The following is a 13,844-nucleotide window of genomic DNA, read 5'->3' on the forward strand; positions in this document are numbered from 1 at the left end:
CTCCCTCTGTCCGCGTCAACGCAGACGTGAAACTCGCCTTTTCGATTTCGTACGCGCCCATAATTGCTTTCGTCGAAAGCATCAGGCCCTTGACCTTCAAACCCAGTTTCTGAGATCGGTTGTAATGGAGCTCTGTTACGGGAAGCATGCGCTCTCGTTCGTACTCGCGTTTGAGATCCTTCCTGTACTCCCGATGAGCTATAATGGCCGACGCTGAGCCGCCGAGTCCGTGATCTCCCAGGAAGGTGACGATCGCACGGCGAACGTCATGCGGGATCCAAGGCTGAATCCCATGTCTCTCGAACAGATCGACACCCTGGCTCTTGGATAGTCCCGTCCTGACCTTGCCTCGGATTCTCCTGGCGTCGACAGATCTTCGACCTGAAGGCTTGGTCCTGTGACGGATGCCTTGAAGCCGCCGCAACAGGCCTGCCAACCCACCTTCGGTAACAGGCCCAGGGCCCCGGAGGCTCGGGAACATCCAATCCGACCGATCGACGCCGCGCCTCGACCTCCAATACTCGAGGATCGCGATCGTCTCCGGTGGCAAGGGCAGCCAATGAGGCAACGAAAGCCCTTCCACCTTCTCAACCTCTCCGGGCTTCCAGGTCAGAACCCGCCATCCGACTGGTATCTTTGGAGATTCGAGGAGGCGCCCGGTCGGCGTGCGAAGCAATTGACCAACCCGTTGACCGGTCAGGACGAGCGCCCAAAGCGCACCGACCATAGATGCATCGACCGCGCCTGCGCTGTGAGACTGTCGAGACAGGGAGTGGAGATGCTCGACGAGAACGAGCGTTCTCGCAAGTTCGGATATCGACGGAGCGTGGTCCCGAACCCCGCTCTTGCGCACGATCTTCCATCGCGCCCCAAAAAAACTGGAGCTTGGCGAGCCCAGTCCTCGAGGCGTGCTCGGCGTAAGCCCAATCCAGCATCGATCTGGCAATCGATATGGTGCGGGAGGCCTGAGATTTTGATTTTGAATTATTGAGATTGTCACGTGCCTTTTCAAGATCTTCATAGTTCAGCAAGCCGACCGGCTTATTTTCTATAGAATTGAAGCATGGATTGCGCAAAGGTACTTCATATTGTGAAGCCCATCTTTCGTTGAGCGTTGGGAGTTTGTGCTCGCGATATTTCTTTCTTAGATAAGCCCAAGTCCATATTTTGTCGGGCATCGCCACTTCGGGTCCTTGGATAGTCCCGTCGTCGTCGATCCAAATTCCCTCCTCGTAGTAGTAGGCGGCTTCTTCGCCTTTGTTCGCCCGGACTTGGCGGATCTTTTCAAGGAAAATTTGAGCGTCGTCGACCGTGCCGACATGCGAGACCTTCCGCACCATTTCACGTGCAGCGAGCACGGAGGTGTCGTCGATCGACCCGATGCGCAGGGTAGAAGTCCTGCGACGAAGGTATCAGGTCGCCGCGGTCGAGGTCAGACGCAGCACGAGCCCCTTCTGGGTGGCATCCCGCCACTCGATCACCATTCCTTTCGTGGCGCCGCGCTCGATGTACCGTTTGGCCTGCACTACGATGTCGAGCGTGATGATCAGAGTGACGTTCCGCAAAGGAGCGACGACATCTCTCGGCTCGGGCGGCATTGGGCGAAAGTTGCTCGGGCCCGGCAGCCGCCGGATGGTCTCGGCGTTCGTCATCTCGATCCCCGTACAACGGCCGAACAACCGGCACCCTCAAAGCCTCGCAAAGCTAGGTTGTCGCCCTAATGGGAAAAACGCAATGTCTTGACGATGTTGCTGAGAAAACGAATGCTGGATCGGGAAACCGCGCAGTAGATGCATCCGCCTTCCAAGCTGAATACCCGGGTTCGATCCCGGTACCCGCTCCAAGCCCGCCGCGCTTCGCGCCTCCGGACTCACCCGTCAGATCGCGTCAGGCGACGCCCGTGAAGAAGGTGGCGTAGCCGTCGTCGTGCACCCGGGCGAGATAGGCCCGATACGGACCGTAGCCCGGCGCCTCCGGACCGATCCGACCGTACCCGTGCGCGCCCGCCTGCTCGGGCAGCAGCGCCAGGGGCGCGGCGGCTGGGGTCAGCTGCGTGCCGCGCCCGGCGTGAAGGGTCGTGAGGACCCCGTACATCTCGCCCTGGATGTTCGGGCGGCACAGCACCGCGAGGCGGTGCTGCCCGTGCCAGTTGGTCACGAGGTAGATCATGCCCGACTGACTCGGCACGGCGACGCTGCCGGACTGCGCGAAGGGCGCGTCGAGTCGCTCGGCCTCGCGGAACACGAGGCGGGCCGCGTCCGGATCCCAGGCGATCTCGGTGCGGTAGGCGAAGATCGCGCCCGCAGCCCCGAACGAGGGCCGCAGGGTGAGGTAGCGCCCCTCGATCCAGGCGACGCTCTCCCGCGAGTAGGAACCGAGCTCGTCGGGCGCGTGGCGGGTCGCCTCCGGGGCCGGTCGACCCGTCTCCTGGCGGAGGGACTGGCCCAGGGCCTCCTCCAGCCGGATCGTCGTCGCGAGGGTGAAGGGCCGGCGGCCGGCGAGCGCCTTCTCCAGGGTCGAGATGCTGATCCGGGCCTCTTCGGCCAGCGTCTGCCGGGAGATGCGCCGGCGGGCCAGCGCCTCGCGCACGGTCTGGGCAATGGCGCGGCTCTGCGCCTCGGACAGTTCGATCTCGCTCACAGGCACGGCTCGCGCGGACTTGACCCGCACAGATCCGCACGAAACCGCACATTTGCGCAAGCGCGGCCAAGCTGGCCGTCCACGCCGACCGGTCAGGAACGCGCCGCCTCCGCGGCCAGCTCGGTCTCGACGATCAGCCGGAGCGGGCCGGCCCCCAGCGCGTCCAGGGGCCAGCAGGTGACGAGGTCGAGGTGCCGGCCGGGGGCCTGCGGGTCGATGCCCGAGGCGTCCCAGCGCGCCACCCGCGTGCCGGTGACGCGGAAGCGCAGGGTCCGGCCGTCGCGGCCAGTCACCGTGACGGGATCGCCGGGCCCGAGCCGCCCCAGCACCGCGAACTGCGTGTCGCGGTGAGCCGCGAAGACGGCGGTACCGGGCGCGCCGGCCTCCGGGGTGCCGTCCAGGTGGCCTGGGCCAAAGGCCAGGGCCTGGCCGCTCCCGCCCCGCAGCACCACGAAGCTGCGGCCGGCGACACCGAGCCGGGCGACCGGCTCGGTGTCGGCCCAGGGCCAGGGCCGGGCAGCCCGGCCCTCGACCAGGGTGCGGGCGAAGGCGCGCTCCAGCAGAACCTGGGCCAGGGCGGCCTTGGCGGAGATCCAGGCGGCCTGCGCCGCGAGCCCGAGCCCCGCGAGGGTGAGGAGGGCGGCTAGCGCCCTCCCCAGTCCGGTCACCGTGCGGCGGCTCATCGCGCGGCCCCGGTCCGCCCGCGGACGATCCGCGGGCCGGCGCCCAGCAGAAGACCCAGCAGGGCGAGGAGCAGGCCCAGACCGAGCTGCGCCAGGAACCCTGCCCCGGTCTGCGGCAGGTTGATGGCCGCGCCGTCGGCGCGGATCGGAACGATCCGCGCCGCCCCGTCGTGGGCGGGCGCGGCGCCGGGCCGGTCCGTGCCGAACACCTTGGCGAAGTCCCAGCCCGCCGGCAGGTTCAGCGGCAAGTCGGCGGCGACGAGGGGCGTGCCGGGCGCGCGGCGCGGCGTGGCGTCGACGGCCACGAGGCTGGTCAGCCGCGTCGTCAGGCCGTGCTCCAGGGCCAGCGCCAGGATGGCGGCGTCGGCCGCGTCCGCGCCGAGGCGCCCGGTGATGCGCGCCGTCTCGGTCTCCCCGATCCGGGAGCGCGCCCAGACCTTGGAGATGCCGGCGCCCGCGCCCGCTCCGGAGAGCGGCAGCGTCCGGGTCCAGGTCCGGCCACCCACCCGGCCCGAGACGGTCACGGTCCCGGGGAGCCCGCTCTCGGCCGAGCCCGGCAGAAGCGCGGCGAAGACGAGCGGCTCGCCGCGGTACAGGTCGGGCAGCGCGCCCGGCGTGACCGCGACGCCCGGGACCGAGAAGGTCGCGGTCAGGTCGGTGACGGCGGGGGATTCCAGCTTCTCGTAGAGCGCGCGGGTCCGCTCGCCGACCTGCGCGAGGTCGCGGATCTCGGTGAAGCTGCCGCGGCCGATCTCGGCGGCGTGGCGCATCAGGTGGCCGTTGGGTGCCGAGCCGATGCCGACCATGAACAGGCGCGTGCGCCCGAGACCGTCGTGGATCGCCGCGAAGATCCGCTCCTCGTCGCCGACGGCGCCGTCGGTGAGGAACACGACCTGGCGGACGCGCCCGTCCTCCGGGTGCGGGTCGGCGAGCGCCGCCTTGAGGGGTGCCAGCATCTCGGTGCCGCCGCGGGCCTCCAGGGCGGCGACGAAGGCTTCGGCCTCCGCCAAAGCCGCCGGCGTCGCCGGGACGGGCTCCGGATGCAGCGCGTCCCAGGTGTCGTCGAAGCGGATGACGTTGAAGCGGTCCCTCGGGGTCAGGCGGCCGAGGCCGGCCAGCAGCCCGGCCTTGGCCTGCCGCATCGAGGCGCCCGACATCGAGCCGGAATTGTCGATGACGAAGGTGACGTCGCGCGCCGGCCGGGCGGCCGCGTCGGTTTCGGGCAGCGGCGGGTTCACGGTGGCCAGCAGGTAGGTCCGGCCCGCCACGGTCTCGCGGAACAGGCCGAGGCCGGGCAACCGGCTGGGGACCGGCGCCCAGGTCAGCTCGAGGTCGCGGTCTGCCGGCACCACGCCGGCGGCGAGCGTGACGGTCCGCGATTCCGAGCCTGTCTCGGTCACGCGGATCGCGTGGGTGGCGCTCTGAACGGCGCCGACGGGGAAGCCCGCCTGCAGCCGCACGGTGACGGCGACCGGGTTGGTCGGCGACGACAGGGTCGGGTCGAGCACCGGCGGGCTGATCCGGGCGCGATCCGGAACCGGGTCGCGGGCCGCCGCGGCCGCGCCGTCGAGGGACACCGCCTCCACCGGGGCGGGGGCGGGATTGTAGCGGGGCGCGACCACCAGGGGCAGGCGCAGCGTCCGCGTCTCGCCGGAGACGGGGATCGTCTGCTGGTAGGTGATCTGGACCACCACCGTCTCGCCCGGGCCGATATTGGCGACCGCGTTGGTGAAGACGTTCGGCCGCTCCTGCGCGGTCAGCGCCGCGGACTGCCCGGCCGCCTTCGCGGCCTCGTAGGCGCGCTTGGCCGCCGCCCGCTCGCGGATGTCGGCGACGATGACGCGGGCGCCCACGACGAGCTTCATCCCGTCGACGGCCGCGTCCTCCGGCAGCGGGTACACGTAGGTGCCCTCGACCCAGTCCGCCGTCACGTTGCGGAAGGCCTGGGTGACGGTCGCCCGGGCGGTCGGGCCGCTGACATCGACGCTGATCTCGGTCGCCAGCTGGACGGCCTCGACCGGCGCGGTGCCGGCCGGCCCGCGCAGCCTGAGTCCGCCCCGCTCCGGGCCCGGCGCCGCGTGGGCCGAGGCCAGCATGATGAGCAGCGCCAGCAGCGCGAGGAAGAGCGGTGACGGCGCGGCGTTGCGGGGGGGCTCGACCGCGGATCGTGGAGCGAAGAACGGCATCGGGAAGACCTCCTGCGCCGGCGGATCGATGCCGGCTCGCCGCCGAAGCTCCCCCGCCCACCCCTCCGTCGCCACGAGAAGCTTCGCCCTTTTCCGGGCTCGGACCGCACCCGGCGGCCGCGCCCGGGCGGATCTGTGCGGAGCCAGTGCGGAGCTGTGCGCCCCGCGGCGGCGCGCGACGGATCCGCCCTCGCTTGACATATGCGCAATTTACGTCTTAGTTATGCTCAACGTGAGTAGAAATCGACCGATGACCGAATCCGAGTTCCTGACCGGCTACGATCCCGCGGCCTACGACCGGCCCGCCCTGGCGGTCGATCTCGTCCTGATGGGGATCCGGGCGGGGCGGCTCGCCGCCCTCCTGCTGCGGCGGAGCCGGCAGCCGCAGGCCGGCCTCTGGGCGCTGCCGGGCGGGTTCGTGGGAATCGCCGAGACCCTCGACGCCGCCGCGGAGCGCGTCCTGCGCGAGAAGGCCGGGATCGGGCGGGCGCGGCTCGAGCAGCTCTACACCTTCGGCGCCGTGGACCGGGACCCGCGGATGCGGATCGTCTCGGTGGCCTACCTGGCGCTGCTGCCGGAGGCGGCCTTCGCCGAGGCCCTGGCGGGCGGCGCCGGGCTCGCGGCGGCGGTGCTGGTCGTGCCCTGGGCGGGCGAGGCCGGCGGCCCCGTCTCGGCCGGGGCGGAGGACGGCGCCCCCCTCGCCCTCGCCTTCGACCACGCCGACATCCTCGCGCTGGCCGTGAAGCGCCTGCGCGGCAAGCTCGACTACACGGATGTCGGCTTCGCGCTGCTGCCGGAGCACTTCACCCTCCGGCAGCTCCAGGACGTGCACGCGGCGATCCGCGGCGCGCCCCTCAACAAATCCGCCTTCCGCCGCCGCATGCGCGACCGGGGCTGGATCGCGCCGACGGGCGCCCGCGAGGCCGGGACGGCGTTCCGCCCCGCCGAACTCTTCCGCTTCGACAGGCCAGGCCAGTTCTAGGCCTTTGTTTCAGCGCGCTCTCTTGAGCCGAACCGGAATCCGCCTCGGCGGAGAGCGCTTCGAGGAGACCATCATGGCCACCGTCCGCAACATCGGTGTGATCGCCCAGCTCCGGAGCGAGGCGAGCAGCCACATCATCCGCTTCCGCAACGGCCGGGTCCGGCAGAGCGGGCGGGGTCTGGTCTTCTGGTTCCGGCCCGAGACCGCCAGCATCAGCGAGGTGCCGGTGGACGACCGCGAGATGACGCTCTTCGTCCGCGGCCGCAGCCGGGACTTCCAGACCGTCGTGGTCCAGGGGACGATCGGCTGGCACGTCGTCGATCCGGAGCTGCTGGCGAGCCGGGTCGACTTCTCGATCGACCTCCGCACCGGGCGCCTGCAGGGCGAGCCGGTCGAGCGGATCGAGGCCCGCCTCGGCGGCATCGCCAGTCAGGCGGCGCTCCAGTATCTCGGGGCGAGCCCGATCGGCGCCCTCCTCGACGCCGGGCCGGAGCCGCTGCGCGCCGTGCTGGAGCGGGTCCTGTCGGACGCCCCGGCGCTGGCCGAGATCGGCGTCGCGGCGGTGTCGGTGCGGCTCACCAACCTCGCGCCGACCAGCGAGCTGGAGCGCGCCCTCCAGACCCCGACCTTCGAGGCCCTGCAGCAGAAGGCCGACGAGGCGACCTTCGCCCGGCGCGCCCTGGCGGTCGAGAAGGAGCGCGCCATCGCGGAGAACGAACTCGCGACGAAGACCGAGCTGGCGCGGCGCGAGACCGTGCTGATCGCCCAGGAAGCCGAGAACGCCCGCGACCGCGCCGCCGGCGTCGCGGAGGCCCGCGGCCTGGAGGCGGCCGCGGAGGCCGAGCGGATCCGCCTCGTCGAGGGGGCCCGGGCCGACGCGGAGCAGCGCCGCGCCGCCGTCTACCGGGACATCCCGCCCGCCGTCCTCCTCGGGCTGGCGGCCAGGGAACTCGCCGGCAAGCTGGAGACGATCGAGCACGTCAACGTCACGCCCGACCTCATGGCGGCCGTCCTCGGCGAGTTCCGGGGCGCGCTGTCCCCACGGCTCGCGCCGCGCTGAGGAGGCCCGCCATGCCGGCCGTCACCCCCCGCGTGGTCTTCGTCATCCGCGACACGGACTACGAGCTGCTCATCGCCCGGCACGCGACCCGCGGCCAGGTCCGGTTCTTCCTGGAGAGCCGGGACCAGACGCTCGCCGAGGTCGAGGCGCGCCACGCCCAGTTCCAGGCCGTGCTCGCCGAGGCCCGGTCCGCCGTGCCCCTGGACTGGCGGCAGGCCCTGGTGCGGCGCCCCGACCTCGACCGCTTCCTCTTCGCCCCCGAGGACGTGGTCGTGGCGGTGGGACAGGACGGGCTCGTGGCCAACGTCGCCAAGTACCTCGACGGGCAGCCGGTGGTCGGCGTCAACCCGGCGCCCGACCTCTACGACGGCGTGCTGGCCCGGGCGCGGGTCGAGGCCCTGCGCGCGCTCCTGCCCGCCAGCGCGGCCGGCGCCGCGCCCCTGCAGCGGCGCACCATGGTGCAGGCGACCTTCGACGGCGGCGAGCGGCTGCTCGCCCTGAACGAGATCTTCGTCGGCCATCGCAGCCACCAGTCGGCGCGCTACCGCATCGACGACGGGGCGCGGGCGGAGGACCACTCGTCGAGCGGGCTGATCGTGGCCTCGGGCACCGGCCTGACCGGCTGGGCGCGCTCGATCAGCGAGGCGACGCACCTCACCGTGGAGGTGGGCATCGAGGAGGCGTCCTTCGGCTACTGGGTGCGCGAGCCGTTCCCGAGCGTCGCCACCGGCACCGACCTCCGCGGCGGCAAGTTCGTGGGCTCGCCCCTCACCGTGGTGTCACGGATGAACGAGGGCGGTGTGGTGTTCTCGGACGGGATCGAGCAGGATTTCGTCGCCTTCGACTGGGGGCGGCGGGTGAGCCTCGCGCCGGCCGACCGCACCTTCAACCTCGTGGCCGCGTAGCGCGGCGGCGTCCGGGAGCCCGATGATCGCCATCCGGACCGAACGGCTGATCCTGCGGCGCTTCAGGCCGGACGACGCAGCCGACCTGTTCGCCTACCTGCACCGCCCGCGGGCGCGCTGCTTCCTGAGCGGCCGGCTCGACACGCCGGCGGAGGCGGAGGCGGAGGCCGAGCGGCGCGGCCGCGACGACGAGTACGTAGCCGTGTCCATCGCCGCGTCCGACCGGCTGATCGGCGACCTGTTCTGCCAGCCCGAACCGCCCGACACCTTCTCGGTCGGCTGGAACTTCAACGCCGCGTATGGCGGCGCGGGCTACGCCCGCGAGGCCGCGGCCGCCCTGTTCGGATACCTGTTCTCCGAGCGGGGGGCGCGGCGGCTCTACGCCTACGTTGAGGAGGACAACGCCTCCTCGCGCCGCCTGTGTGAGGCGCTGACGATGCGCCGCGAGGGCCTGTTCCGGGAGTTCGTCTCCTTCGTCGATGACGATCGCGGCAACCCGATCTTCGAGAACACGATGCAGTACGCCATCCTGCGTCGGGAATGGGCGGGCCGCTCGGCGCGCGGTTGAGGCCGGTCCGGCACTGTCCAGCGAGCCCGGCTGAATACTGCGGCGGCATTCAGCCGCTTTCGCGGGCGTCGGACCGTTCGATGCCGGGTGCGACGTCGATGTCCGTCTTCACGAGCGCAGCGAAGTGACCCAGGGCAGCGCCGAGTCCGGAGGCGTGGCGCGGCTGGATTGCTTCGCTCCGCTCGCGACGACGGCGGTGCCGTTCCTCGACAACGCCGACGGGCAAGGCGAGCCGCCAATAAGTCGGGCCCCGCGTCTGGCACGCTTCTTGGTTCGTAGTCACCAGCGCAGCGTCGCCCCGGCGGCGGCTAGAGGTTGGCGTGCCGTCGATGTGGTGAGGTGCCGGGCGACCGGATCTCCGCGACTGCCTTGAGCCTGTCCCGAGCTCCGATCCCTCCGTTTCAGCACCGGCACGCGCCGTCCGGCGGATCGCGCGATCCGCCCTCTGAGGAGAGTCGATATGTGCGACCGTCACGGCGATTATCGTGTCCCGGATCTCACGCGGTTCAAGCCCAGCCGCAGGCGCTTCCTCGGCGGAACCGCCGCCGCGCTGACCCTGGCGGTGGGCCCGGGACTGACGAGTCCGGCCGCGGCGGCCACCGGCATCCGGGCGACCCACGGCACAGGCTTCTGCAACCTGAATTTCTTCCTCGCGGAGGCGATGCAGCTCGCAAAGGATGACGGGCTCACCATCGACTTCGTCAACACGCCGACCTTCTCGGATCAGGTCACCTTCCTCGGGATGGGCCAGGTCGATGCCGGCGTGATGCCCTACACGAGCTTCATGGCGCTCTACGACGCGGGCGCCCCGGTGAAGATCGTGGCCGGCGGCGGCATCGAGGGCTGCGTGCTGGTCGCCCAGCCGGGCCTCGACAGCCCCGAGAAGCTCAAGGGCAAGACGCTCGGGACCTTCCAGCTCGATACGCTGGAGGTGCTGCCCTACGATTGGCTGAAGAAGAACGGCGTCGCCTTCAAGGACATTACCGTCCGCTACATGGGCTCGACCCCGGAGGCCGTGGAGGCGTTCCGCGCCGGGGCGCTGGACATCATCTCGACCATCGAGCCCTACGGCACCGCGCTGCTCACCGACGTGAAGGGCGCGGTCAAACTCTCCGACGGCACCGACATCTACGGCAAGGGCTACACCGACTGCGTGCTCGCCGTCCGCAACGAGCTGATCGCCAAGAACCCGGGCGCCGTGAAGGCCCTGATCAAGGGCATGATGAAGGCGCAAGCCTTGGCCGAGGGCGACCCCCAGGCCGCCCTGAACAAGCTCGTGGGCTCCTACTACAAGACCTCGATGCACAACGCCCAGCTCGCCATGGGCCGGCAGCCCTCGGTGGTGGACGCCCGCAACCAGACGCAGTTCATCCTCGACCGGACCGATTCCGTCGCCGAGATGGGCTACATCAAGAAGAAGCCCGGCCGCGACGCGATCGACTGGACCCTGCTGGAGCAGGTCATCGCCGAGAACCCGGATCTCTACGGCAAGCTCAAGCTGAAGTCGGCCTGAGCGGATGGCCGTCAACCTCGTCCGCGCCGCCGTCCCGCACGTCCGGCCGCGCCTCCCGCTCGGTCAGCGCCTCGCGCTGCCCGACGGCCTCGTCCCGCTCCTGCAGCGGACCGGCTGGATGCTGGTCTCGGTCGGCTGCTTCGCCGGCCTCTGGGAGCTGCTCTGGGCGCTCGGCGTCGCCGACGCCAAGCTCCTGCCGCCGCCGCACATCTTCCTCGGCAACCTCGCCGAGCAGGCGCGCTTCTTCAACACCGCGCAGCGCTGGCAGATCGGCACCGGGATGAATACCGGCCCGAGCCCGGCCATGGCGGTGCTGATCACCGTGCTCGCCTCGACCGGCCGGGTGCTGGCCGGCCTCGCCCTGGCCGCGACCCTCTCGATCCTGGTCGGCGTGGGGATCCGCTACTTCAAGCTGTTCGAGCGGCTGACCCTGCCGACCATCACGCTCCTGGCGCCGGTCTCGCCGATCGCGTGGCTGCCGGTGGCGATCTTCATGTTCGGGATCGGCAACGCCCCGGCGATCTTCATGGTGTTCATCGCCCTGTTTTTCACGATGGTGCTCTCGACCATCCAGCAGATCGACGGGGTCAACCGGAACTACATCAACGTCGCCCGGACGATGGGGGCGACGAAGCGCCAGATCTACGCCCGGGTGATCGTGCCGGCGATCCTGCCGGGGCTGCTCGCGGTGCTGCGCCTCAACCTGTTCGGCGCCTGGATGGTAGTGCTCGTCGCCGAGGCGACCGGCGTCGGGTACGGGCTCGGACAGGTGATCATGCTGGCGCGCAACACCTTCAACCCGTCGCTGGTGTTCTTCACCATCACGCTGATCGGCCTCTTGGGCTTCGCCTTCGACCTGCTGTTCCGGCTGGTCCAGCGGCGGCTGCTGTACTGGCTGCCGCGCGACGCGGGAGCCTCCCTTGGCCTCTGATCCCGGATCCCAGGACGCCGTCTCGTGCCGCGGGGTCGCCAAGGTCTGGGCGGCCGGCACCGCCCGCGCCCACGAGGCGCTGCGCGACATCGACCTCACTGTCCGGCCCGGCGAGTTCGTCGTGTTCCTCGGCCCCTCGGGCTGCGGGAAGAGCACGCTGCTCTACCTGATCGCCGGGCTCGAGGCCGCCTCCGGGGGCGAGCTCCTGGCCTTCGGCGAGGCCGTCACCGGGCCGTCGCCGGAGCGCAGCCTGATCTTCCAGGAAACCTCGCTGCTGCCCTGGCTCAGCGTCTGGCAGAACGTCAGCTTCGGCCTGTCGCTGAAGGGCGTGCCGGAGGCGGAGCGCCGGAGCGTCGCCCGGGCGGCGCTCCAGCGGGTCGGCCTCGCCGAGGCCTTCGACAAACGGCCGGACGAACTCTCCGGCGGCATGCGCCAGCGCGTGGCGGTGGCGCGGGCGCTCGCCATGCGCCCGAAGGTGCTGCTGATGGACGAGCCCTTCGCGGCCCTCGACGTCCAGACCCGCCAGAAGATGCAGGACTTCCTGCTCGACGTCTGGCGCGACAGCGGCGCCTCGGTGCTGTTCGTGACCCACCACATCGACGAGGCGGTGGCGCTGGCCGACCGGGTGGTGGTGTTCACCGCGCGACCGGGGCGGATCAAGACGATCGTCCGCAACGACCTCCCCCGCCCGCGCGACCCGTTCTCCCCCGAGGCCGAGGCGCTGCGGCGCCACCTCACCGAGCTCCTGCGCGACGAGGTCGACCGGGCCTTCGCCGAGCAGGAAGCGCTCGCCTGACCCCCTTCCCAATCAAGACGGACCCAACCATGGCCACATCGCTGATCCGCAGCCGGCGGATGATCACCCGCACCCTCGACCACGACCGCTGGGAGGAGATCGCCGACGGCGCGGTCCTCCAGAAGGACGGGATCATCGCGGCGGTCGGCACCTACTCGGACCTGCACGCCCGCTATCCCGACGCCCCGGTGATCGGCTCGGGCCGCGAGATCCTGCTGCCGGGCTTCGTCAACGGCCACCACCATGTCGGCCTGACGCCGGTCCAGCTCGGCTCCCCCGACATGCCCCTGGAACTCTGGTTCGTCACCCGCATGGTGGCGCGCAACCTGAACCTCTACCTCGACACCCTGTACTCGGCCTTCGAGATGGTCGGCTCCGGGATCACGACGGTCCAGCACATCCACGGCTGGATGCCCGGCAGCCTGGAGGAGGTCGAGGCGCGCTCCAACGAGGTGCTGCGCGCCTACCGCGACATCGGCATGCGGGTCTCGTACTGCTTCGCGGTCCGCGACCAGAACCGCCTCGTCTACCAGGCCGACATGGATTTCGTGGCGAGCCTGCCGGCGCCGCTGCAGGACCCGATGAAGCGCTGGTTCGAGCGCTTCCAGATGTCCCTGGAGGACAATTTCTCCCTGTTCCGCAACCTGCACAGCGGCCAGGCCGGCGCCTCGCGGGCCAAGATCCAGCTCGCGCCCGCCAATCTGCACTGGTGCTCGGACGCGGCCCTCGAAGGGCTGGCCGGCCTGTCGGAATCCTACGACGTGCCGATGCACATGCACCTCGTCGAGACCGCCTACCAGAAGGCCTACGCCGAGAAGCGCGGCGGCGGGACCGCCCTGGAATACCTCGACCGGTTCGGCATGCTCGGGCCCCGCCTGACGCTCGGCCACGGGGTTTGGCTCAACGAGTCCGACATCGAGCGGGTGGCGGCGACCGGCACCTGCATCTGCCACAATTGCTCGTCGAATTTCCGGCTGCGCTCCGGCGTGGCGGCGCTCAACCGGTTCGAGGCGAAGGGCATCAATACGGCGATCGGCCTCGACGAGGCCGGCATCAACGACGACCGCGACATGCTGCAGGAGATGCGCCTCGTGCTGCGCGCCCACCGGGTGCCCGGCATGGACGAGGCCGACGTGCCGAGCATGGCGCAGGTGCTGCGCATGGCGACCGTCGGCGGCGCCCGCACCACCCCCTACGGCGACGGCTTGGGTACGATCGAGGTCGGCAAGGGCGCCGACATGGTCCTGATCGATTGGGACCAGATCGCCTACCCGTATCTCGACCCGGAGACGCCGCTCCTCGACGCGGTGATCCAGCGGGCCAAGACCGGCGGCGTCACCGCGGTGCTGTGCGAGGGCGAGGTGCTCTACGCGGACGGGCGCTTCACGCGGGTCGACCGCGACGCCGCCCTGAAGGCGCTGCACGACGACCTGTCGCGGGCGCTCTCGGACGACGAGGTCGAGCGGCGCCAGCTCTCGAAGGCGCTGCTGCCGCACGCGCGGCGCTTCTACGCCGACTACATCGACCCGTCGCGGCACGAGCCGTTCTACCGCCCGAGCTCGCGCGTCTGACGGCGCGGG

Annotated in this window: 13 protein-coding genes; 8 read left to right on the top strand and 5 right to left on the bottom strand. The window is 70.6% G+C overall.

All coding sequences use genetic code 11. The annotated features are described in order from the left end of the window. Window positions 1–587: 587 nt before the first annotated feature. The 5 genes from MMR14E_RS04305 to MMR14E_RS04325 all read right to left on the bottom strand — a co-directional run bounded on the left by MMR14E_RS04305 (window position 588) and on the right by MMR14E_RS04325 (window position 5,509). Window positions 588–1,358 (bottom strand): hypothetical protein, encoded by a 771-nt coding sequence (locus MMR14E_RS04305; RefSeq protein ID WP_331312964.1) that lies wholly within the window; start codon window positions 1,356–1,358, stop codon window positions 588–590. Between the two features lie 54 nt (window positions 1,359–1,412). Continuing rightward, window positions 1,413–1,652, bottom strand: a complete 240-nt coding sequence (locus tag MMR14E_RS04310; protein ID WP_331312965.1) for a hypothetical protein — start codon at window positions 1,650–1,652, stop codon at window positions 1,413–1,415. Between the two features lie 235 nt (window positions 1,653–1,887). Then, window positions 1,888–2,640: a helix-turn-helix transcriptional regulator gene (locus MMR14E_RS04315; protein ID WP_331312966.1), complete on the bottom strand. Its 753-nt coding sequence runs from the start codon at window positions 2,638–2,640 to the stop codon at window positions 1,888–1,890. A gap of 92 nt (window positions 2,641–2,732) precedes the next feature. Continuing rightward, window positions 2,733–3,323 carry a class GN sortase gene (locus MMR14E_RS04320; RefSeq protein ID WP_331312967.1) on the bottom strand — a complete coding sequence of 197 codons (591 nt, stop codon included), beginning with the start codon at window positions 3,321–3,323 and terminating at the stop codon, window positions 2,733–2,735. After that, complete coding sequence (locus MMR14E_RS04325; RefSeq protein ID WP_331312968.1) at window positions 3,320–5,509, bottom strand: marine proteobacterial sortase target protein; 2,190 nt, start codon at window positions 5,507–5,509, stop codon at window positions 3,320–3,322. The genes MMR14E_RS04320 and MMR14E_RS04325 overlap by 4 nt, the downstream gene beginning before the upstream one ends. A 250-nt stretch (window positions 5,510–5,759) precedes the next feature. Here MMR14E_RS04325 and MMR14E_RS04330 point away from each other — a divergent pair, with 250 nt between their 5' ends. The 8 genes from MMR14E_RS04330 (at window position 5,760) to MMR14E_RS04365 (ending at window position 13,835) form a co-directional block, all read left to right on the top strand. Next, the gene (locus MMR14E_RS04330; RefSeq protein ID WP_331312969.1) at window positions 5,760–6,491 is read left to right on the top strand and encodes an NUDIX hydrolase; all 732 of its coding nucleotides are present in this window, start codon (window positions 5,760–5,762) and stop codon (window positions 6,489–6,491) included. 73 nt (window positions 6,492–6,564) lie between these two features. Beyond that, window positions 6,565–7,551 carry an SPFH domain-containing protein gene (locus tag MMR14E_RS04335; protein WP_331312970.1) on the top strand — a complete coding sequence of 329 codons (987 nt, stop codon included), beginning with the start codon at window positions 6,565–6,567 and terminating at the stop codon, window positions 7,549–7,551. Between the two features lie 11 nt (window positions 7,552–7,562). Continuing rightward, the gene (locus MMR14E_RS04340) at window positions 7,563–8,456 is read left to right on the top strand and encodes a hypothetical protein (RefSeq protein WP_331312971.1); all 894 of its coding nucleotides are present in this window, start codon (window positions 7,563–7,565) and stop codon (window positions 8,454–8,456) included. A 22-nt stretch (window positions 8,457–8,478) separates the two neighbouring features. Next, the gene (locus MMR14E_RS04345; protein WP_331312972.1) at window positions 8,479–9,024 is read left to right on the top strand and encodes a GNAT family protein; all 546 of its coding nucleotides are present in this window, start codon (window positions 8,479–8,481) and stop codon (window positions 9,022–9,024) included. Between the two features lie 460 nt (window positions 9,025–9,484). After that, window positions 9,485–10,537 (top strand): ABC transporter substrate-binding protein, encoded by a 1,053-nt coding sequence (locus MMR14E_RS04350; RefSeq protein ID WP_331312973.1) that lies wholly within the window; start codon window positions 9,485–9,487, stop codon window positions 10,535–10,537. 4 nt (window positions 10,538–10,541) lie between these two features. Further along, the gene (locus MMR14E_RS04355) at window positions 10,542–11,468 is read left to right on the top strand and encodes an ABC transporter permease (protein WP_331312974.1); all 927 of its coding nucleotides are present in this window, start codon (window positions 10,542–10,544) and stop codon (window positions 11,466–11,468) included. Next, window positions 11,458–12,264, top strand: a complete 807-nt coding sequence (locus tag MMR14E_RS04360) for an ABC transporter ATP-binding protein (RefSeq protein WP_331312975.1) — start codon at window positions 11,458–11,460, stop codon at window positions 12,262–12,264. Before MMR14E_RS04355 ends, MMR14E_RS04360 begins: the two co-directional genes overlap by 11 nt. Window positions 12,265–12,293: 29 nt before the next feature. Then, complete coding sequence (locus MMR14E_RS04365) at window positions 12,294–13,835, top strand: amidohydrolase family protein (protein ID WP_331312976.1); 1,542 nt, start codon at window positions 12,294–12,296, stop codon at window positions 13,833–13,835. Window positions 13,836–13,844: the final 9 nt, after the last annotated feature.

This window comes from Methylobacterium mesophilicum (assembly GCF_036441335.1).
GTDB lineage: Bacteria > Pseudomonadota > Alphaproteobacteria > Rhizobiales > Beijerinckiaceae > Methylobacterium > Methylobacterium mesophilicum_B.

Bases quoted from the DNA above. Each gene is read 5' to 3' on its own strand.
- MMR14E_RS04355 (WP_331312974.1), top strand. From the start codon at position 10,542: ATGGCCGTCAACCTCGTCCGCGCCGCCGTCCCGCACGTCCGGCCGCGC.
- MMR14E_RS04365 (WP_331312976.1), top strand. From the start codon at position 12,294: ATGGCCACATCGCTGATCCGCAGCCGGCGGATGATCACCCGCACCCTC.
- MMR14E_RS04345 (WP_331312972.1), top strand. From the start codon at position 8,479: ATGATCGCCATCCGGACCGAACGGCTGATCCTGCGGCGCTTCAGGCCG.
- MMR14E_RS04340 (WP_331312971.1), top strand. From the start codon at position 7,563: ATGCCGGCCGTCACCCCCCGCGTGGTCTTCGTCATCCGCGACACGGAC.
- MMR14E_RS04320 (WP_331312967.1), bottom strand. From the start codon at position 3,323: ATGAGCCGCCGCACGGTGACCGGACTGGGGAGGGCGCTAGCCGCCCTC.
- MMR14E_RS04310 (WP_331312965.1), bottom strand. From the start codon at position 1,652: ATGACGAACGCCGAGACCATCCGGCGGCTGCCGGGCCCGAGCAACTTT.
- MMR14E_RS04335 (WP_331312970.1), top strand. From the start codon at position 6,565: ATGGCCACCGTCCGCAACATCGGTGTGATCGCCCAGCTCCGGAGCGAG.
- MMR14E_RS04350 (WP_331312973.1), top strand. From the start codon at position 9,485: ATGTGCGACCGTCACGGCGATTATCGTGTCCCGGATCTCACGCGGTTC.
- MMR14E_RS04330 (WP_331312969.1), top strand. From the start codon at position 5,760: ATGACCGAATCCGAGTTCCTGACCGGCTACGATCCCGCGGCCTACGAC.
- MMR14E_RS04325 (WP_331312968.1), bottom strand. From the start codon at position 5,509: ATGCCGTTCTTCGCTCCACGATCCGCGGTCGAGCCCCCCCGCAACGCC.